Below are 22,042 nucleotides of genomic sequence, written 5' to 3'. Positions count from 1 at the left end.
GTGGACTCCCGTCCTAGCTGTCGGATGCGATCAGGCGGAGCGTTCGCGGACCGAACGAGGACGCATGTCGGTCCACACCCGCTCGATGTGCTTGAGGCATTCCTGCTTCGTGCCGGCCGGACCGTTCGCGGCCCAGCCCGTGGGCACCGCCCGGTCGGCGAACCAGATCGAGTACTGGTCCTGCTCGTTGGTGACGACCTGGAAGACGGTGTCGGCGTCGTCGATACCCATGAGGGCTCCTCGTGGTGTGTCGGGTGGTCGGTCGGTTCGCATGTCCCGCGGTCCGGATGTCCCGCGGTCAGTTCAGATGGCGCAGGAGCTGGTCGATCTCGTCGTCGGACATCCCGGCGAGCTGGGCCAGCAGCGCCTCGTCGGAGGTGGGCCTGCGGTCGCGGGCCCGTTCGAGTTCCTCGATGGCCGCGGCCAGTCCGGCCGGGGTCGGCAGCCGGAAGAAGTCGCGCACCGGAACCTGGAGGCCGAACTCGGCCCGGACGCGGCTCAGTAGTTTCGCGGCGAGCAGGGAGTGTCCGCCGAGCCCGAAGAAGTCGGAGTGCACTCCCACCACCGACAGCCCCAGGACGTTCTGGAAGATCGCCAGGACCCGGCGCTCCACGCCGTTGCGGGGCGGCACCTGCGCCACCGCGTCGCGCGGGGCCTGCTCCGGCGGCGCCGGCAGCGCCCCCCGGTCCGGCTCCCCACCGGGGCCCACGGGCAGTTCGTCCAGTACCCCGAAGACCGCCGGGACCCGGTAGCCGGGCAGCGCGGAGCGGGCCCGGCCGCGGATGTCGGCCGCGAACCTCTCACGCTCCTGTTCGGTGCCGGCCGCGACGGTGCCGTCCGGCACCAGCCAGGCGATCAGCCGGCCCCCGCCGGCATCGGTGGTCACCGCTGCGGCCCCTACCCCCGGGAAACCGGCGAGCACCCGCTCGACGGCCGCCCCGGGTACGGCGCGGTCCCCGACGAACAGCCGGCCCTCGCCGGGCCCGACCGCCTCCAGGGCCCCGTCCCGGGCCCGCCGGCACCGCAGACCCACCGGTACGGCGACACCCGCCTGGTCGGCGACGTACAACTCGCCGACCAGGCCGTCGGACACCGGCGCGCCCCGTACGTCCAGCAGGCTCCGCACCACTCCGGCCGGCGGCGGCCCCAGCCTGCGCGCCCGCCGCTCGTCCAGCGGGGCCAGCGCGGCCGGCACCGCCATCGGCTGCGGGCCGGGGCGGCCCAGGAACACCGTGCCGCCGGTCCGCGTCAGCATGTCCACCAGATCGGGGGCGAGCACCTCGCCCACACACACCAGCCGGGCACCGGGCGGCGGCTCCCAGCCCTCGGTCAGCACCCGCCGCCAGGTCGGCGGATCGGCGAGTACGAACGCGGCGGGCGGCCCGGCCGGTGCCACCTGCGCCCCCGACAGCATCAGGCTGCGGGCGTGGGCCAGCGGCATCAACAGGTCCACCAGGGACGGCGGGGCGCCGCCGTCGAGCAGCAGCACATCGTCCTCCGCCGACACCGACAGCCGGTCGGCGACACCGGCCAGAGCGGCGGCCAGCGCCCCGTGCGACAGCGTCGCCCCGGACCCGTCCGACCCCCCGTCACCGGACCACCAGGCAGGCGCGTCGGGCCCCGGCGGGCCGCCGTCCGCCACCGGGTCGAACCGCGGCCCGGTGGTGATCAGCCAGCCACCCGGCTCCTCCTCGGCCCGCCGGACGAACGCACCCGCCCGGTCGTGCCGCTGTCCGTACGCCGGCACCGCGCCGACCTCGAACGCCGCCAGCAGCACCGCGATCAGCGCCGCCGAAGGCACCGGGGGAGTGGTCACCCGCATTCCGGGCCCGGCGATCCCCTCCGCCCGCAGCCGGCCGGCCAGATCCGCCGACCACTCGCGCAACTCACCCAGCGTCAGCACGGCGTCGGCCGATGACAGCACCACGTCGTCGGCGCCGCGCTCCGCCAGCAGCCCCGGCACCGTGACCGCGGCCGGCGGCCCGGTCGTGGCCGGCGCGGCGGCCGCACTCGCCCCCGCCTCCGCCTCCGTCGTGAGCGCGTCCGGGGCCGCCGCCAGGGGCAGCGCCCCCACGGGGACCGCCGGGTCCCGCAGCGCGTCCGCCAGCACCAGCCGGTGCAGCTCCACGATGCGTGCCGCCGTCGCCTCGTCGTACAGACCCCGGTCGTAGTCCAGTTGGAGCCGCAGCCCGTCCCCGTCCGGCAGCACCGTCAGCCACAGGTCGAACTTGGCCGCCGTACCGGTCAGTTCCACCGGCGCCATGGTCAGGCCGGGCAGCCGTACCTCAGCCGCGGGCGTGTTCGGCATCGAGAACATCACGTCGAACAGCGGATTGCGGTCCAGCGCCCGGGTCTGCCGGATCTCCTGCACGAGCCGGTCGAACGGCATCCGGTCGTGCGAGAACGCGCCCAAACAGGCATCGCGTACCACCCCGGCCGCCGACTCGAACCCGCCGCGCAGCGGCAACCGGGCCCGCAGCACGAGGGTGTTCGCGAAGAACCCGACCAGCCGCTCCGCGTCCGGATGGTGCCGCCCAGCCACCGGCGTGCCCACCACCACGTCCTCCTGGCCCGTCACACGGGCCAGCGTCGTCATGAAACCGGTGAGCAGCACCATGAACAGAGTCCCGCCGGACCGCTTGGCCAGCTCCTCCAGCGCGGCCGTCGCCGGACCGTCCAGGCGCTCCTCCACCCGGCCGCCGTCCCCGCCGCGCCCCTGGTCCCGGGGACGGTCCACCGGCAGCTCCAGCGGCGTCGTACCCGCCAGCGCCTCCTGCCAGTGGGCGACCATCCGGTCCATCCGCTCGCCGGCCAACTGCTCGTCCAGCCAGCCGACATAGTCGGCGTACTGAATCGGCAGTTCGCCGAATCCGGACCGGCCGCGCTCCCGCAACCCCCGGTAGGCGTCCGCGAGATCGCCGTAGAACACATCCATCGACCAGCTGTCGCACACCAGGTGATGGATCGTCACGATCATGGTGTGCCTGCGCGGTGCCTCGCGCACCAGGACCAGCCGCAGTAGCGGCGGCGCGTCCAGCGCGAACGGCAGCGCCGCCTGCTCCCGGGCCAGCCGCTGCACCTGCGCCCCGGCCGCCTCCGGCGACAGGGCCGAGCAGTCGACCACCGGCAGCGACACCAGCGCCTCCGGCAGGACCAGTTGATGCGGATCACCGTCGACCAGGCCGACCCCGGTGCGCAGGCTCTCGTGCCGCGCCACCACCGCGTTGACCGCCTGCTGGAGCAGCACGACGTCCAGATCGCCGGTCAGCCGCACCGCGCTCACCACGTTGTACGCCGCATTGCTCGGCGGGTTCAGCTGGCAGACGAACCAGAGGCTGCGCTGCGCCGGCGCGGCCGGCAGCACGAAGTAGTCGCTGTAGTCGCGGGACTCGCCGCTGCCGACACCACCCGCGTACGAGGAACTGCTCACTGGGTTCCCGCCTCCCTCGCGGCTGATGCACCGAGTGCCGACTCGATGAAGGTCACGACGCTCCTCTCGTGGTCCTGCACGAAGAAATGACCTCCGTCGAAGTCGTGTACCGAACAGTCCTCAGAGGTCTGCCGGGCCCAGCCCGCGTCCCCGGGCCGCACCAGCGGGTCACGCGTACCGCGCAGCACCCGCACCGGCACCGGCACCGGCGGCCCCGGCACATATCCGTAGGTCTCCGCCAGGGTCAGATCGGCCCGGATGGTCGGCAGCATCAGTGCCACCAACTCCTCGTACTGCGAAAGCTCCTGGGGCTCCATCCCCTCCCAGGCCCGCAACCGCTCCAGCAGCTCCGCGTCCGGCAGATGGTGCACCTGCTCCTGGTCCGCGTACTGCGGGGCGTCCCGCCCCGACACGAACAGCGCGACGGGCAGCGGCAGTTCAAGTGACACGAACCGTCGCAGCACCTCGAAGGCGACCAGTGCCCCCATGCTGTGCCCGTAGAACGCGTACGGCCGGCGGGTCAGCGGCTTCAGCGCGGGCGCCAGCGCGTCGACGAGCGCGGTCATCTCCTGGAACGGCGGCTCCCCGAGCCGCACTTCCCGGCCCGGCAGCTGCACCGCGGTGACCTTCAGCGCCGAGGTGTAACGGTGCCAGCTCCGGAACACCGCGGAACTGCCCCCGGCATGCGGAAAGCACACCACCTCGCTGACCGGATCGGCCACTTCACCGAATGATCTGAACCAACGGGAACTCAGTCGGGTCGGGCGCACATCTACCTCCATCGGAGATGGCGAACGTAGAACACGAGAATGTGCTGGATCGACACCGCCGGGTCGGGGAATCACCGACCGGATCGCAGTGCGGAATCCTATCTCTACCAGTTTCATCCGAGGGCGCTCAATGACCCCGTACCGGCCTGAGAGGCGAGCGATAAGGAACTGAGAGCCGAGTGAGAGACAGCACGCTTTTAATTGCATCGGCGCCGACGTGTGTCCCCTTCACGCCGTGCCGCCGACAAGCCCCGCACTCTCCCTGATACGTCGATCCGACCGGGCCGCCCGCGGCCGAGGGAATGGAGTCCGCCGATGCCGAGCCCCGCTCGCCCCACACTCGTGCACACCCTCGTCGGGCACGCCGCGACCCGCGGCGAGCAGACGGCATACGAGTACCTGCACGACGACGGGCGAGTGGACAGCCTCACTTACGGGGAGTTGCTGAACCGGGCCACCAGGACGGCGGCGCGACTGCGAGCCGACGGCGGACAGAACGGCCCCGCCCTGCTGCTCTACCCGCCCGGCCTGGACTTCGTCGTCGCCGTCTGGGCCTGCCTGCTCGCCGGCGTGCCCGCTGTTCCCGCCTATCCGCCGCTCTTCGGCTCCACCGACCGCATCACGGCCCGCTTCACCCGGATCCTCGACGACTCCCGCGCCACCACGCTGCTGGCCGACCCGCTGGTGCTCGGACTGTTCACCTCGGGCCTGCGCCCCGAGGACCTCCCGCGGGTCCTCACACTCGAAGACACCACCGAGGAGAACAGCGCGGAGAAGGGCGACGGGAACGGCACGGAGAACGGCGGCCGGACCGTATCCGGGAGCCCCGATCCCGACGTCCTGGCCGAGTTGTTGCGCACCGCCGCGGTCCCCGAGGACACCGCTCTCATCCAGTACACCTCGGGCAGCACCGGACAGCCCAAAGGCGTTGTACTGCAACACCGGAATCTTCTCGCCAACATCAAGGCGATAACCGAGGTGTTCCAGCTCGACGAAACCGCGCGAGTCGTATCCTGGCTGCCGCCCTATCACGACATGGGGCTCATCGGATTCATACTCACGCCCGTCCACGGCGCATTTCCGGTCCGATTGATGTCACCCGTACATTTCCTCAAGAGCCCGCTCTCCTGGCTACGGCAGATCAGCGAACTCGGCATCACCCACACCGGCGGTCCGAATTTCGCCTACGACCTCTGCGACCGGCGCGCCGCCACCGGTGACCTCACCGGACTAGACCTGAGCACCTGGCGCCTCGCGTTCAACGGCGCGGAGCCGATCCGCCCCGCGACGCTCCACCGGTTCACCGAACGCTTCGCCGCCCACGGCTTCCGCCCCGAGGCGTTCCTGCCCTGCTACGGACTGGCCGAGGCCACCCTCATCGTCACCGGACGCCACTGGACCGCCCACGACAGCGTCGACGAGGACGGCCGTGTCGACTGCGGCCCCGTCATCGACGGACACACCCTCGCCCTGGTCGACCCCGACACCGGCACGCCCGTCCCCGACGGCGCCGAGGGCGAGATCTGGATCAGCGGCCCCAGCATCAGCGACGGCTACTGGAACAGCACCGGCACCCCCGAAAGCGAACTCTTCGGCCTCCTCGACGGCACCCGCCACCTGCGCACCGGCGACCTCGGCCGGCAGCGCGCCGGACACCTCACCGTCACCGGCCGCCGCAAGGACGTCCTCATCCAGAACGGGGTCAACCACCACGCCCACGACCTCTGTTCGGCCGCAGCGGAGGACAACCCCGCCGTACGTCCCACCGCAGCCGCCTTCAGCGGCCCCGACGAAGAGGTCGTCATCGCCGTGGAGGTCGTCGGCAAGGACCACGACCCTGCCGCCGTCGCCGCCGACATCCGGACCCGCGTCCTCACCGCCACCGGAGTCCGCGTGCACACCGTGGTCCTCTGCCCGCCCCGCAGCATCCCCCGCACCACCAGCGGGAAGATCCAGCACTCCCTGGCCCGCACCCGCCACCTCGCGGGCGAACTCGCCGGCACCACCGTCACCGCCACACCGGCCACCGCCACCGCCGAGGAAGCGGAACTCATCACCCTCTTCCTCTCCTCCATCTTCGCCGCCGTCTGCCAGGTCCCCTCCTGCGGACCCGACGAGACCCTCAGCGCCATGGGAGGGGACTCCCTGCGCGCCGCCGAGATCGCCGCGGTGGTCGAGGACGCCCTCACCCTCCCCGTACGTGTCGAAGACGTACTCCGCGCCCAGTCGCCCCGCGAACTGACCGCACGCCTGGCCCAGCGCTGGGCCGACGACGGAGTACCCCCCGCCGACGCACTGGAACGGGTCAAGACCCTGATGTCCCACGAGTGAGGCCGACACCCACACCCGGCAACCAAGCGGAGGACCACGTCCGGTGACGAAACGGAGGACGACGCCTGTGTCAGACAACGTTCAGGTACCCGCCGCCCTTGGCCGCGACCTCCTCGCCCGCTGGCGCGCCCGCACTCCGGACGCCACCGCACCCGCCGACCCCCGGGTCAGTCCCATCCAGCTCGGCCTGCGGCTGTTCGAGGAGATCCACCCCGGCACGGCCGCCAACATCCTGCGCTTCGACGCAGAGGTACAGGGCCTCCTCGACACGGACCGCCTCTCCGCCGCCCTGCGCGCACTCGCCCGGCGGCACGCCGTGCTGCGCACCACGTTCCCCCAGGGGGACCGCACAGCCTGCGCCGTCACGCCCGAAGCCGACGCCGCACCCGACCTGACCGTCACCGACCTCGGCCACCTCGGCGCCGACGCCGGCCGCGACCGGGCCCGCGCCGCCGCCGACACCCGCGCCGCCGGACCCGTGGATCTCGCGACCGGCCCGCTGTGGCGCGTCGCCGTCTGGACCTTCGCCGACGGCACCGCCCGCCTCCAGTTGCTCGCCCACCACATCGTGGCCGACGGCTGGTCGCTGGGTGTGTTCCTCGCCGAACTCGGCGCCCTGTACGCGGATACGCCCCTCGGCCCGGCCACCCCGCTGCCCCCGGTCGCCGCGACCCCCGACCCGGCCGCACTCGCCGCCTGGCGCGACCGCCTGGCGGGCGCCCGCCCGCTGGCCCTGCCCACCGACCGGCCCCGACCGGGCACCCGCCGGTTCCGCTCCGATCACGTCGACATCTCCGTCGACGCCGAACTGCTGCGCCGCGTCGAGGACTTGGCCGACAGCAGCGGCATGACGCCATTCATGGTGCTGCTCGCCGCCTTCCACCTGACCCTGGCGCGCACCGCCGGCCATGCCGACATCACTGTCGGATCGCCCATCGCGACCCGCGAACGTCACCTTTCACCCGGCGCCGTCGGCCCGCTGGCGACCATGCTCGCGCTGCGCACCGACACCACCGACGCCCTGACCGCCCGTGAGGTGCTGCACGCCGTCCGGGACACCTGCCTGGACGCGTACGGCGGCGCCGACGTGCCCTTCGAGACGGTGGCGGAACAGGTCGGGCAGCGCGGCACCTCCCTGTTCGACGTGCTGTTCGTGCTCCAGCCGCAACTGCCCGTCGTCCACCTGGGCGACCTGCCGGTCCGCCCGATGGTGATGGCGCCCACCACCGTGCGCAACGACTGCGAGCTGTACCTGTGGCAGGGCGAGGACGGCATCACCGGTTTCCTCGGCTACGACACCGACCTGTTCTCCACCGACACCGCGTCCCTCCTCGCCAACCGCTTCCACACCGTTGTCCACGCGCTTGTCGATGCCCCCGACCGGGAGTTGGCGGAGTTGGATGTGCGGTCGGTGGGGGAGCGGGAGCGCGTTGGTGCGCTGTCGGTGGGTGCGGCGGTGCCGGGTGTGGTGGCCAGTCGCGTGGAGGGAGTCTTCGAGGCAGTGGTTGATCGTTCGGGTGGTGTGGGTGTGGCGGTTGTGGGTGTGGGTGGGGTGTTGTCGTACGGGGAGTTGGAGGAGCGGTCGAACCGTTTGGCGTGGGGTTTGCGGGGGTTGGGCATTGGTCGGGGTGATGTGGTGGGTGTGCTGCTGCCGCGGTCGGTGGACCTCGTCGTGGCGTTGTTGGGTGTGCTGAAGTCGGGTGCGGGTTATGTGCCGATGGATCCGGGTTATCCGGCTGAGCGTGTGACGTTCATGGTTGAGGATTCCGGTGTGTCGTTGGTGCTGGATTCTGTCGACGGTTTTCCTGATGGGGGTCGGGTTGACCGTGTTCCGGCGGTGGGGGAGCCGGATGATGTGGCGTATGTGATTTATACGTCGGGTTCGACGGGTCGTCCGAAGGGTGTGGTGATCGAGCACCGGCAGGTGGTGTCGATGCTGGCGTGGGCGGGGCGGGTCTTCTCGGGTGAGGTGCTGGCGGGGACGCTGGCGGCGACGTCGGTTTCCTTCGATCTTTCGGTGTTCGAGATTTTCGCTCCGTTGTCGGTGGGCGGGACGGTGTATGTCGTACCGGACAGTGCGCTTGATCTGATCGCCCATCCGGAGCGGTACGCCGATGTGACGTTGGTGAACACTGTTCCGTCCGTGGCGCGGGAGTTGTTGGCTGCGGACGCGGTGCCGCCGCGTGCGGCGACGGTGAATCTGGCGGGTGAGCCTCTGGCGCCGGCGCTGGTGCGGGAGTTGTACGCGCACCCGGTGATCGATGAGGTCAACAACCTGTACGGGCCGAGTGAGGACACCACCTACTCGACCCATGCGGTGACGGTGCCGGGTGATGTGCGGACGGCGATCGGTGTTCCGGTCGACGGAACGACCGCGCACGTTCTCGACGGGAATCTACGCCCCGTCGTGCTGGGCGCGGTCGGCGAGCTGTATCTCTCCGGGGCCGGCGTCACCCGTGGTTATCACGCCCGCCCCGCCCTGACTGCCGAGCGTTATCTGCCCGATCCGTTCTCGGACGCGGGCGAGCGGATGTATCGCACGGGTGACTTGGTGCGGTGGCGTCCGGACGGTCAGTTGGACTATCTGGGCCGGGCTGACGGCCAGGTGAAGGTGCGCGGCCACCGGGTCGAACTGGGTGAGGTGGAGGAAGTCCTGCGCCGTCATGGCCAGTTGGACGAGGCGGTGGTCGTCGCCCGCGAGGACACGAGCGGATCTCTCCGACTGGTCGCCTATGTCGTCCCGTCCAAGCCCGGTGACGTAGTGCCCGCCGAGCTGACCTCCCACGTCCGTACCTGGCTGCCGGACTTCATGGTCCCCTCCGTATTCGTCGGCCTGGACGAATTCCCCCTCCTCCCGAACGGGAAGATCGACCGCAACGCACTCCCCGACCCGGAACCGGGCACCGGCCACACCGCCTACCGCGCCCCCACCGGACCGGCCGAGGAACTCGTCGCCGAGATATGGCGCGAGGTCCTGGACGCCAACGAAGTCGGCGCGGACGACGACTTCTTCGCGCTCGGCGGCCACTCCCTCCTCGCCACCCGTCTCACTCACCGGATCGGTGCCGCCCTCGGCACACACGTCCCGCTCCACCTTGTCTTCGAACACCCCACACTGAGCGAACTCGCCACCCATCTGCCCCGCTCGGGCGACGGCCACGAGCCCATCCCGGCCGCGCCGCGCACCCCGAACTCCGACGGCACCATCACCCTCCCCGCCACCTCCGGCCAGAAGCGGCTGTGGCTGCTGTGCGCGCTGGACCCGCAGGCCAACCTCGCCTACACCCTCAACGGCGGGGCACGACTGGCCGGCGACCTCGACACCCCGGCACTGGCACGGGCCATCGAGGAGGTCGCCCGCCGCCACGAGGTGCTCCGGACCACGCTGCGCGAAGAGAACGGCGAGATCGTCCAGGTCGTCCATCCGGTCTGGCACGGGGATCCGCTGCCGTCCGCCGAGCCCGACGCGGCTCCCGCAGACGACGAGGCCCAACTGCTGGAACATTGGCGTCAGTCCACGGTGGAACTCGCCGACGGCCCTCTGTTCCGGGCCCGGATCGTCCGCCGGGCGGAGGACGCCCACCTGCTCCTGCTGTCCCTGCACCACACCATCGCCGACGGCTGGACGCTCACCCTTCTCCTCGACGAAATAGCCCGCACCTACACGGCACTTGTCGAAGACAGCCCTCTGGCGCCGGCCCCTTCTCTCCAGTACGGCGACTTCGCCCACGCGCAGTCCGCCGAACCGGTGTCCGAGGACGACGCCGGGCTCGTCCACTGGCGCGAGCGGCTCGCGGGGGCGCACGCCGTGGACCTCCCGACCGACCATCCGCGCCCGGCCCGCCGTACTCACAACGGCGCGGCAATCCCTGTGGAGTTGAGCGCCGAAGCGGTGGGGCGACTCGCGCGGAGCACCGGAACCACCCCCTTCGCCGTCGTCGCCACCGCGGTCACCGTCGTCCTCGGCGCCCTGTCGGGCAGCCACGACGTGACCATCGGCATCCCGACCAGCGGCCGTACGCACCCCGACACCGCTGAAATTCTGGGGTTCTTCACCAACACACTGCCGCTACGGCGGACCCTGGACCCGCAAGCCACCCTCGCGGCGACTCTGAGCGCCACGCACCGCGCCTTGGTGGAAGCGCACCGGCACGCCGCGACACCGTTCGAGGAGATCGTCCGGCACGCGGCTCCCGCCTCGGACGGCCAGGCCCGCAGCCCGCTGTTCCAGACGATGCTCGCCCTCAACGAAACCCCGTCGCGCAATCTGTACCTGCCCGGCCTGGCCGTCACCCGGCTGGACATCCCGCCGGCGGGCACTCAGTTCGAGTTCTCGCTCCATCTGGAGCAGGGCGAGGACGCCATCACCGGCTACCTCACCTACAACACCGACCTCTACGCGGACAGCACCGCGAGCCTCGTCCCCGAGCGCCTCGCCACAGTCGTCTCCGCTCTGGCGGAGAGTCCGGACTCTCCGCTGGCGGAGTTGGATGTGCGGTCGGTGGGGGAGCGGGAGCGGGTTGGTGCGCTGTCGGTGGGTGCGGCGGTGCCGGGTGTGGTGGGTGGTCGTGTGGAGGAGTTGGTGGAGGGGGTGGTTGATCGTTCGGGTGGTGTGGGTGTGGCGGTTGTGGGTGTGGGTGGGGTGTTGTCGTACGGGGAGTTGGAGGAGCGGTCGAACCGTTTGGCGTGGGGTTTGCGGGGGTTGGGCATTGGTCGGGGTGATGTGGTGGGTGTGCTGCTGCCGCGGTCGGTGGACCTCGTCGTGGCGTTGTTGGGTGTGCTGAAGTCGGGTGCGGGTTATGTGCCGATGGATCCGGGTTATCCGGCTGAGCGTGTGACGTTCATGGTTGAGGATTCCGGTGTGTCGTTGGTGCTGGATTCTGTCGACGGTTTTCCTGATGGGGGTCGGGTTGACCGTGTTCCGGCGGTGGGGGAGCCGGATGATGTGGCGTATGTGATTTATACGTCGGGTTCGACGGGTCGTCCGAAGGGTGTGGTGATCGAGCACCGGCAGGTGGTGTCGATGCTGGCGTGGGCGGGGCGGGTCTTCTCGGGTGAGGTGCTGGCGGGGACGCTGGCGGCGACGTCGGTTTCCTTCGATCTTTCGGTGTTCGAGATTTTCGCTCCGTTGTCGGTGGGCGGGACGGTGTATGTCGTACCGGACAGTGCGCTTGATCTGATCGCCCATCCGGAGCGGTACGCCGATGTGACGTTGGTGAACACTGTTCCGTCCGTGGCGCGGGAGTTGTTGGCTGCGGACGCGGTGCCGCCGCGTGCGGCGACGGTGAATCTGGCGGGTGAGCCTCTGGCGCCGGCGCTGGTGCGGGAGTTGTACGCGCACCCGGTGATCGATGAGGTCAACAACCTGTACGGGCCGAGTGAGGACACCACCTACTCGACCCATGCGGTGACGGTGCCGGGTGATGTGCGGACGGCGATCGGTGTTCCGGTCGACGGAACGACCGCGCACGTTCTCGACGGGAATCTACGCCCCGTCGTGCTGGGCGCGGTCGGCGAGCTGTATCTCTCCGGGGCCGGCGTCACCCGTGGTTATCACGCCCGCCCCGCCCTGACTGCCGAGCGTTATCTGCCCGATCCGTTCTCGGACGCGGGCGAGCGGATGTATCGCACGGGTGACTTGGTGCGGTGGCGTCCGGACGGTCAGTTGGACTATCTGGGCCGGGCTGACGGCCAGGTGAAGGTGCGCGGCCACCGGGTCGAACTGGGTGAGGTGGAGGAAGTCCTGCGCCGTCATGGCCAGTTGGACGAAGCCGTGGTCGTCGCCCGCGAGGACGTATCCGGATCGCTGCGTCTGGTCGCGTACGTAGTCCCGAACAAGCCGGGCGGTGCGGTGCCCGCCGAGCTGCCCTCCCACGTCCGTACCTGGCTGCCGGACTTCATGGTCCCCTCCGTATTCGTCGGCCTGGACGAATTCCCCCTCCTCCCGAACGGGAAGATCGACCGCAACGCACTCCCCGACCCGGAACCGGGCACCGGCCACACCGCCTACCGGGCCCCCACCGGACCGGCAGAAGAGTTGGTGGCCCGTATCTGGAGCGAACTGCTCGACGTCGGCGACATCGGCGCGGACGACGACTTCTTCGCGCTCGGCGGCCACTCCCTCCTCGCCACCCGTCTCACTCACCGGATCGGTGCCGCCCTCGGCACACACGTCCCGCTCCACCTTGTCTTCGAACACCCCACACTGAGCGAACTCGCCACCCACCTGCCCGCCGACAAGCAGCAGCAGCCCGCACCGGCGATCGGCTCGCTGAGCCGGGTCCCGGAACCCGACGGAACCCTCGTCCTGCCGGCGTCGCTCGGCCAGGAGCGGCTCTGGGTGCTGTGCGCGCTGGACCCGCAGGCCAACCTCGCGTACCACATCAGGGGCGCCGTCCACATCGACGGAACCCTGGACGAGCACGCGCTGATCACCGCCCTTCGTCACCTCGTGCTCCGTCACGAGGTCCTGCGTACCTCGTTGCGCCAGATCGACGGCGAGGTCCGCCAGATCGTCAGCGCCGACCCCGAGGTGCCGCTCACCCGGATCGCCACCACCGACTGGGAGGCGGTGATCGACGCGGAGACCGAGCGGGCCTTCGACCTCACCACCGGCCCTCTCTGGCACGTGACGCTCGTCCGCACCGGCCCCGAGCACCACGTCCTCGTTATCAGCCTCCACCACGCGATCTCCGACGGCTGGTCCCTGGATCTCGCCTTCCGGGAGGTCGCCGAGAGCTACGGCACGCTCCTGGGCACCCCGGACACCGGACCGCTCCCGCCCGCGACCGTCCAGTACGCCGAAGTGGCCACCTGGCAGCGCGATACGGCGTCGAAGGACGTGGAGTTCTGGCGGGCCCATCTGGCAGGCGCCCCGTCCGCCGGCCTGCCCACCGACCGGCCGCGCCCCCCGCAGCAGACCTACCGGGGCGACGCGGTACCCCTGGCACTGCCGCAGGAAGCACTCGGCGCCGCGGCCCGAGCGGCGGGAACCACCTCGTTCACCGTCCTCGCGACTGCCCTGGCCATCGTCCTGGCCAAGCTCACCGACCGGTACGACGTGACCATCGGCATCCCCGTCGCAGGCCGCGACCACCCGGACACGGCGGAGGTCGTCGGCTATCTCGTCGATACCCTCCCTCTCCGCCTGCGGCCCGACCCCGACGGCACACTCACCGAGGCCCTGCGAGCGACGCGCGAGCTCGTGGACGACATCCGCGCCCACCCGCAGCTCCCACTGGAGGAGCTGATCCGGGAGCTGCGCCCGCACCGCGACCGCAGCCCGCTGTTCCAGGTGCTGCTCGCGGTCAACGGAACCCCGCCCCGGTACGAGCTGGCCGGCCTGGATGTGCGCCAGGCTCCCGTTCCGTTCCGGACCACCCCCTACGACCTGGTCGTCCAGGCCGAGGAACGCGACGGCCGTGTCACCGGCCATCTCGTCTTCAACACGGACCTGTTCGAGCGGTCCACCGCCCTGCTCGTCGCGGACCGGCTCGCCACCGTTGTCCACGCGCTTGTCGATGCCCCCGACCGGGAGTTGGCGGAGTTGGATGTGCGGTCGGTGGGGGAGCGGGAGCGGGTTGGTGCGCTGTCGGTGGGTGCGGCGGTGCCGGGTGTGGTGGGTGGTCGTGTGGAGGAGTTGGTGGAGGGGGTGGTTGATCGTTCGGGTGGTGTGGGTGTGGCGGTTGTGGGTGTGGGTGGGGTGTTGTCGTACGGGGAGTTGGAGGAGCGGTCGAACCGTTTGGCGTGGGGTTTGCGGGGGTTGGGCATTGGTCGGGGTGATGTGGTGGGTGTGCTGCTGCCGCGGTCGGTTGATCTGGTGGTGGCGTTGTTGGGTGTGCTGAAGTCGGGTGCGGGTTATGTGCCGATGGATCCGGGTTATCCGGCTGAGCGCGTGGCGTTCATGGTTGAGGATTCCGGTGTGTCGTTGGTGCTGGATTCTGTCGACGGTTTTCCTGATGGGGGTCGGGTTGACCGTGTTCCGGCGGTGGGGGAGCCGGATGATGTGGCGTATGTGATTTATACGTCGGGTTCGACGGGTCGTCCGAAGGGTGTGGTGATCGAGCACCGGCAGGTGGTGTCGATGCTGGCGTGGGCGGGCCGGGTCTTCTCCGACGACGCTTTGGCGGGCACCCTGGCCGCGACGTCGGTTTCCTTCGATCTTTCGGTGTTCGAGATTTTCGCTCCGTTGTCGGTGGGCGGGACGGTGTATGTCGTACCGGACAGTGCGCTTGATCTGATCGCCCATCCGGAGCGGTACGCCGATGTGACGTTGGTGAACACTGTTCCGTCCGTGGCGCGGGAGTTGTTGGCTGCGGACGCGGTGCCGCCGCGTGCGGCGACGGTGAATCTGGCGGGTGAGCCTCTGGCGCCGGCGCTGGTGCGGGAGTTGTACGCGCACCCGGTGATCGATGAGGTCAACAACCTGTACGGGCCGAGTGAGGACACCACCTACTCGACGCACGCGGTGACGGTGCCGGGTGATGTGCGGACGGCGATCGGTGTTCCGGTCGACGGAACGACGGCTCATGTTCTGGACGAGGGTCTGCGGCCGGTGGTGCTGGGCGCGGTCGGCGAGCTGTATCTCTCCGGGGCCGGCGTCACCCGTGGTTATCACGCCCGCCCCGCCCTGACTGCCGAGCGTTATCTGCCCGATCCGTTCTCGGACGCGGGCGAGCGGATGTATCGCACGGGTGACTTGGTGCGGTGGCGTCCGGACGGTCAGTTGGACTATCTGGGCCGGGCTGACGGCCAGGTGAAGGTGCGCGGCCACCGGGTCGAACTGGGTGAGGTGGAGGAAGTCCTGCGCCGTCATGGCCAGTTGGACGAAGCCGTGGTCGTCGCCCGCGAGGACACGAGCGGATCTCTCCGACTGGTCGCCTATGTCGTACCGGCCAAGCCCGGTGACGTAGTGCCCGCCGAGCTGCCCTCCCACGTCCGTACCTGGCTGCCGGACTTCATGGTCCCCTCCGTATTCGTCGGCCTGGACGAATTCCCCCTCCTCCCGAACGGGAAGATCGACCGCAACGCACTCCCCGACCCGGAACCGGGCACCGGCCACACCGCCTACCGCGCCCCCACCGGACCGGCCGAGGACCTCGTCGCCGAGATATGGCGCGAGGTCCTGGACGCCAACGAAGTCGGCGCGGACGACGACTTCTTCGCGCTCGGCGGCCACTCCCTCCTCGCCACTCGCGTCATCAGCCGGCTCACGGCACGCACCGGTACCGACGTACCGCTCAACCTCGTCTTCGATCACCCCGTACTCGCCGAACTCGCCGGGCAGTTGCCCGATCCGGCGTCCTGGGCGGCCCCCGTCGAGATCCGGCGCATCCGGCGGGTCCGCGGTCGGTCCGCCTCGGGGTGACACCCGGCCCCTTCCCTCTACGCACGCCCTGCTCCCCCTTCCACCGTTCCGCTCCCTACTAGATCAGGAGAAAGCGATGAAGCAGGAAAAGACAACGCTCGAAGCCCCACCGGCGCCGGTCGCCGAGGCCGCTCCCGCGGCGAGGCCGGCCGCACCCGTGCCGGATCTGTCCACCGGCCCCCGGGCCACCGAGCCCGCCATGCTGGGCTTCGGGGGATTCCTGCTCGGCTCCATCTCGCTCGCCTTCTACCTGAAGGACGTCAGCATCCCGGCCAACTCCCTGGTGGCCTCGCTGCCCATCATGGTGTTCAGCAGCACCATCATGCTGCTGATGGCCTCGGTCTGGGCGATGCGCCTGGGCGACGGGGTGTTCGCGGCGGTGTACGGCCTGTTCGGGACCTTCTGGCTGAGCTTCTCCATCCTCAGCCTCGCGCTGAACAACAACTGGATGGGCGAGTTCGAGAACATCGAACAACGCCAGGCCACCGCCAACTTCGTCCTGGTGTGGTCCATCGTGATCATCCTGCTGACGCTGACGACCCTGCGACTGCCGCGGGTCTTCACGTTCCTCTTCGTGGTCGTCTCCACGACCCTGCTCGTTCTGTACGGCTCGATCGAGCAGGCCATCGACCAGACCGTCAACAACCCCCTCAAGCCCGGTGACCCCTGGCTGATCTACGTCGGCATCACGACGATGTTCCTCTTCATCGTGCTCGGCATGTACATCTTCGCCAGCTTCATGCACCAGGCGACCGGCGCCAAGCGCCTTCCTCTGGGCAAGCCGCTCATCAAGGGCCGTTGACCCCGGACACACGGACTCCCCCCGACCTAACGCGTATGAACAGGAGGCACGATGACCGACTACCTGCCCCACGTCGCCACCGTCCCCTTCCCCATGCCGCGCCCGGAGGATCTGCCCGACGACGCCCCCGCGATCGCGGCGGCGGCTCCCACCGCCCTCGCGGCGGCGGTCGCCCGGATATCCGATCCCGCGAACCGGGCCGGGCTCGCCCAGCTGCTGGCCGCATCCGTGGCCGCCCGCGCCGACCTCGGCCCGGTGCCGAGCACCCTGGTCGGCGACGACCCGCGGGAGTCGCGGCCGAATCGGGACAACGACCTGGCGTTCGGCATTGAGCGGCACCACGGCGACCCGCTCACCCTGTTCGTCGCGGCCCTCCTCAACGCCCAGCTCGGCATCCTGGAGATCGCCGAGGAACGGGGCACCGGCCTCGACGAAGCCTCGTGGGGTGACATGGTCGCGGGCTTCGACACACTGCTGCGCTGGCCGGCCGATCCCACCCGGCTGCCCGGGCCGCTGCCCGTACCCGAGTGTGTACGGTCCGGGAAACCGGAACCCCTCGACGGGCTCCGCCGCTGGGTCCGCGGGCACCACGTGTTCATGGTGCTCGCGCAGGGCGGGACCCTCGCCGTGAACAGTCTCAGGGCGGCGGCCGACGCGGGCGACGAGGAACTCGCCGCCGCGGCGGCCGGCGTGGCCTCCCGCGTCATGTGGGCCTGCCGGGCCTCTCTCCAGTTCGCCGGGGACGCCAGCCCGGACCAGTACCAGGCGGAGATCAGGCCCACCCTGATGCCGCCCGTCGCACCCCCGCAGATGAGCGGGCTGCGATGGCGGGACCACGAAGCCCTGGTGGCCGCGCTCACCGGATCGAGCGACGCCTGGTCGTGGCTGGCCGAGCGCCGCCCCGACCCGCTGGAAGACTTCCGGACCGCGCTCGACGCCACGTACGACGCGCACAAGGGCGTGTGCGGACACTTCGTCGGCAGACAGTCGCCGAGCCTGCTGGCGACCAGCCGGTCCCATCGGCCCGCGGTCGGTGTCATCGATCAGTTCCACCGACTGCGGGCGGGCACCCTGCCCGCCGCGCCGCTTCCCGACCACAGCTGATTTCCCCCAACCGCAACGGACTTCCTGACCACCACCGGTGTCGCGGACCGCTAACACCAGTGACCGGTAGAGACGCATCCACATCCGAGAGGCAGGGCACTCATGACCGACACCGCTCCCACCCAGCACGGCGGGCCCATCGAGCTCGACATGGACGGCCTGTCCCGGATCCTCTTCGGGCACGCGGCCTTCCAGTACCTCAACGCCGCCTGCGAACTGGGTCTGCCCGACCTGGTCGCCGAGAAGCAGGAGCTGACCCGGGAAGAGATCCGCGACGCGCTCAGTCTCGAGGACCGCGCCGTCGACATCCTCCTCCTCGGCTGCACCTCGCTCGGCATCCTCGTCAAGGGGGACGGCCTGTACCGACTGGCCGGGGTAGTCAAGGACCTCATGGACGAAGGCGACTGGCAGCGCTTCAAGGACACCGTCGCCTTCGAGCAGTACATCGTGTACGAGGGCCAGCTCGACTTCACCGACTCGCTCCGCGAGAACCGCAACGTCGGCCTGCGCCGGGTCCGCGGCTCCGGCCGTGACCTCTACCACCGGCTCGCCGAGAACCCGCACATGGAGCAGGTCTTCTACCGCTACATGCGCTCCTGGTCCGAGCTGGCGAACAAGCACCTCGTCCAGGAGCTCGACCTCTCCGGCCGCAAGCACCTGCTGGACTGCGGCGGCGGCGACGCGGTGAACGCCATCGCGCTCGCCCAGGCCAACCCGGACCTCAAGGTCACCGTCTTCGAGATCCCGGCCTCCGGCACCATAGCCGAGAAGAAGATCGCCCAGGCGGGGGTCGGCGACCAGGTCTCCGTCATCACCGGTGACATGTTCCGCGACCCGCTGCCCACCGGCTGCGACGTGGTGATGTTCGCCCACCAGATGGTCATCTGGACACCGGACGAGAACACCGAACTGCTGCGCCGCGCCTACGAGGTCCTGCCCGAAGGCGGTCAACTGGTCATCTTCAACTCGATGTCCAACGACGAGGGCGACGGTCCGGTCGTCGCCGCGCTCGACAGCGTCTACTTCGCGGCGCTGCCGGCCGAGGGCGGCATGATCTACTCCTGGGCGACGCACGAGCGGTCCCTGCGGGCCGCCGGGTTCAGCACCCTCAAGCGCATCCCCTTCCCGGGCTGGACGCCGCACGGCGTCATCGTCGCCACCAAGTAGTAGCCCACGTCCCTCGCCAGTGGATCCCGCCCGGCCGCCGTACGGCGGCCGGGCGGGATCCCACCCGACGAACAAGGAGGTGACAGCGTGCTCCACCCACAACTCCGGGACGACGCAGCACGGATGCGCATGCTGCTCTACGGCCAACTCGTGTCGAGGGCGGTCTGCACGGCGGTAGAGCTGGGCCTGCCGGAGGCCCTGGCCGACGGCCGCCGCTCCCCCGAGGACCTCGCCGGAGAGGTGGCTGCCCACCCACTCGCCCTGCGCAGGCTGCTCCGCGCCCTCGTCCCGTTCGACGTCTTCACCGAAGAGGCCGACGGCACCTTCGCGCTGACCGGACTCGGTGCCACCCTGCTGCCGGGCACCCCAGGTACGGCACGCCCCACCGCCCTGCTGCTCGGCGGTGAGGTCGGCCGGACCTGGGCCGAGTTCGGACACAGCGTCAGGACCGGCGACTCGGCTTTCCGGCTGATCCACGACTGCGCACTCTTCGAGCACCTGGAGCGGCGGCCGGAGCGGCGCGAGGTCTTCGACCGGTCGCAGGAGGCCGGACTGCGCCTGGAACTCGACGAGATCTTCGAGGCGGTCACCTTCGACCGGTACCCGCGGATCGTGGACGTCGGCGGCGGCAACGGCCATCTGATGTGCGAACTGCTGCTGCGCACCCCGGGCAGCACCGGCGTCGTCGTGGACCTGCCCGGTACCGTCGCGCTCGCCGAGAAGCGGATCGTCGAGGGGAACCTCATCGACCGCTGCACCGCCACCGCGGGAGACTTCTTCAGCGCCGTGACTCCGGGGGCGGACCTCTACATTCTCAGCCATATCCTGCACGACTGGGGTGACGACAGCGCGGTCTCGATCCTCCGTACCTGCGCCGCCGCGATGCCTCCGCACGGCCGGATCATGGTGATCGACCTGCTCACCGACGCCGACTCGGCCGAGGGCGGACGACACCGGCTCCCCGCCCTGATGGACCTCTACATGCTCTCCCTCTTCGGCGCCTCCGGCGGGCGGGAGCGCACCGGGGGAGATTTCACCGCGCTGCTGGCGGCCGCCGGGCTGGAACACGAGGAGACCCTGGTACTGCCGAGCGGAATGGGCGTCATCACGGCGCGTCCGCTCGCCGGCTGAGTCACCTCGACAACCGTCGTGTCCGGATGTGCCGGCTCCGCCCGCCCACGGGAAGGGTGATCTCCGTTCCTCATTCCGGTGCCGCCGACGCTCGGGCCGCACAGCCCGGGCGTGGGTCCGGCGTGCCACGATCCGCCGCCCACCGGGTCCGAAAAACCGCTCCTGGGCGGCCGTCGGCCGCTCAGCCGGGCGTATCACCCACTCGTCGCTGGATAGGCACTCCGACATGAGCCAAGACGCCACTTTCTCCCCGCCCGAGCGCGCCGGAAAACGCGAATGGACAGCCCTCGCCGTCCTCGCCCTGCCGGCGCTGCTCATCACCCTCGACAACACGGTGCTGCACCTCGCGGTTCCGCATCTCAGCGCGAGCATCGACCCCAGCGGTCTGCAACTGCTGTGGATCGTCGACATCTACAGCTTCCTCATCGCCGGCCTGTTGATCATCGCGGGCACCCTCGGTGACCGGGTGGGCCGTCGGCGGCTGCTGTTGATCGGGGCGGCGGGCTTCGGACTGGCCTCGCTGCTCACGGCGTTCTCCTCCAGCGCGGAGATGCTCATCGTCAGCCGGGCGCTGCTGGGCGTCGCCGGGGCGACCCTGATGCCGTCCTCCATGTCGCTGATCCGCAACATGTTCGCGGACCCGCGGCAGCGGTCCGTCGCCTTCAGTGTCTGGATCGCCTGCTTCCTGGTGGGCGGAGCGATCGGCCCCATGGTCGGCGGTGTGATGCTGGAACACTTCTGGTGGGGCTCGGTCTTCCTGCTGAGCGTGCCCGCGATGGTGCTGCTGCTGATCGTGGGGCCGGTGCTGCTGCCCGAGTACCGCGACCCGAACCCCGGCAGGATCGATCCCGCGAGCGTGCTGTTGCTGGTGGTCTCCCTGCTGGCGACGGTCTACGGACTCAAGGTCCTGGCCGGTGACGGCGTCGAAGCGCTGCCGGTGGTGCTGCTCGTCGCCGGACTCGGGCTGGCCGTGGTCTTCGCGCTGCGGCAGGGCCGCCTCAGCCATCCCCTGCTGGAACCCGGACTGTTCCGCGAGCGCACGTTCGCCGTCTCGCTCGGCGCCATGGCCCTCGCCCTGTTCGTGATGTCGGGATCGCAGTTCTTCATCGCACAGTATCTGCAGATGGTGGTGGGGCTGTCTCCGCTGGAGACGGGGCTGTCCTCGCTGCCCGGGAGCATCGGCGGTGTGATGGGTGCCCTGATGGCCCCGTTGGCGCTGCGCTGGATGCGGTCCGCGTACGTGATGACGACGGGCCTCGCCATCGCCGTCGTCGGCTTCGCCGTGCTGACCCAGGTCGAGACGGGGAACGGGCTGATCCCGGTGATGATCGCACTGGGGCTGCTCAACTTCGGTGTGGCACCGACCATCGCGCTCGGCACCGACATGATGATCGCGTCCGCGCCGCCGGCGAAGGCCGGAGCGGTCTCCGCGATCTCCGAGACCTGTCACGAACTCGGCCTGGGAATGGGCATCGCGATCCTCGGCAGCGTCGGGACCGCCGTGTACCGCACGGAGGTCTCCGACACCTTGCCCGCGGGTCTGCCCGCCGACGCCGCCTCACGCGTGCGGGACACGATCGGCTCGGCCGTGTACGAGGCCGGACGGCTGCCCGGCGAACTGGGCACGGCGGTCCGCGGCGCCGCCCGAGTGGCCTTCACCGACGGCCTGTTGTACGTCAGCGTGATCTGTACGGTCCTCACGCTGCTGACCGTGCTGACAGTCGCGTTCCTGCTGGGCCCGCTGCCGAAGGCCGACGGCCACGACGGTGGTGCTGAGGGCGGTGGGGGCGCCGACGGCGGTGACGGCACCGCCGAGGCCCCCGGTTCCCACGGATCCCTGGAGACCGCCGACCCGCGGATGCCCGACTACCACCGACAGGCGACGGCACCGGAGGACCGGGGGCACTGATCGCCTCGGAGGTCTTCCGGGGCCCGGTGCG

Annotated in this window: 10 protein-coding genes; 7 read left to right on the top strand and 3 right to left on the bottom strand. The window is 70.3% G+C overall.

The genetic code is table 11. The features are described 5' to 3' along the window. Nucleotides 1–30: 30 nt before the first annotated feature. The 3 genes from SSPS47_RS03825 to SSPS47_RS03815 form a co-directional block, all read right to left on the bottom strand. A complete protein-coding gene (locus SSPS47_RS03825; RefSeq protein ID WP_164248735.1) occupies nucleotides 31–231 on the bottom strand; it encodes an MbtH family NRPS accessory protein in 201 nt (66 codons plus the stop codon). Between the two features lie 67 nt (nucleotides 232–298). After that, complete coding sequence (locus tag SSPS47_RS03820) at nucleotides 299–3,430, bottom strand: condensation domain-containing protein (protein WP_164248726.1); 3,132 nt, start codon at nucleotides 3,428–3,430, stop codon at nucleotides 299–301. Then, on the bottom strand, nucleotides 3,427–4,152 hold the full coding sequence (locus tag SSPS47_RS03815; protein WP_239064765.1) for an alpha/beta fold hydrolase: 726 nt from the start codon (nucleotides 4,150–4,152) through the stop codon (nucleotides 3,427–3,429). Before SSPS47_RS03815 ends, SSPS47_RS03820 begins: the two co-directional genes overlap by 4 nt. A gap of 363 nt (nucleotides 4,153–4,515) precedes the next feature. Here SSPS47_RS03815 and SSPS47_RS03810 point away from each other — a divergent pair, with 363 nt between their 5' ends. The 7 genes from SSPS47_RS03810 to SSPS47_RS03780 all read left to right on the top strand — a co-directional run bounded on the left by SSPS47_RS03810 (nucleotide 4,516) and on the right by SSPS47_RS03780 (nucleotide 22,011). Continuing rightward, nucleotides 4,516–6,531 (top strand): AMP-binding protein, encoded by a 2,016-nt coding sequence (locus SSPS47_RS03810; RefSeq protein WP_164248722.1) that lies wholly within the window; start codon nucleotides 4,516–4,518, stop codon nucleotides 6,529–6,531. Between the two features lie 67 nt (nucleotides 6,532–6,598). Further along, the gene (locus SSPS47_RS03805) at nucleotides 6,599–15,898 is read left to right on the top strand and encodes a non-ribosomal peptide synthetase (protein ID WP_164248720.1); all 9,300 of its coding nucleotides are present in this window, start codon (nucleotides 6,599–6,601) and stop codon (nucleotides 15,896–15,898) included. A gap of 76 nt (nucleotides 15,899–15,974) precedes the next feature. Beyond that, entirely contained in the window at nucleotides 15,975–16,700 is a 726-nt protein-coding gene (locus tag SSPS47_RS03800) for a GPR1/FUN34/YaaH family transporter (RefSeq protein ID WP_147878971.1), read from the top strand. 51 nt (nucleotides 16,701–16,751) lie between these two features. Beyond that, complete coding sequence (locus SSPS47_RS03795; RefSeq protein ID WP_147878972.1) at nucleotides 16,752–17,804, top strand: hypothetical protein; 1,053 nt, start codon at nucleotides 16,752–16,754, stop codon at nucleotides 17,802–17,804. Between the two features lie 102 nt (nucleotides 17,805–17,906). Further along, the gene (locus tag SSPS47_RS03790) at nucleotides 17,907–18,971 is read left to right on the top strand and encodes a methyltransferase (RefSeq protein WP_164248718.1); all 1,065 of its coding nucleotides are present in this window, start codon (nucleotides 17,907–17,909) and stop codon (nucleotides 18,969–18,971) included. 87 nt (nucleotides 18,972–19,058) lie between these two features. After that, on the top strand, nucleotides 19,059–20,102 hold the full coding sequence (locus SSPS47_RS03785; protein WP_239064764.1) for a methyltransferase: 1,044 nt from the start codon (nucleotides 19,059–19,061) through the stop codon (nucleotides 20,100–20,102). A 226-nt stretch (nucleotides 20,103–20,328) separates the two neighbouring features. After that, nucleotides 20,329–22,011 carry an MFS transporter gene (locus SSPS47_RS03780; protein WP_164248717.1) on the top strand — a complete coding sequence of 561 codons (1,683 nt, stop codon included), beginning with the start codon at nucleotides 20,329–20,331 and terminating at the stop codon, nucleotides 22,009–22,011. Nucleotides 22,012–22,042: the final 31 nt, after the last annotated feature.

The organism is Streptomyces sp. S4.7 (genome assembly GCF_010384365.1).
Classification (GTDB): domain Bacteria; phylum Actinomycetota; class Actinomycetes; order Streptomycetales; family Streptomycetaceae; genus Streptomyces.
This window is presented reverse-complemented; position numbering and strand designations above follow the sequence as displayed.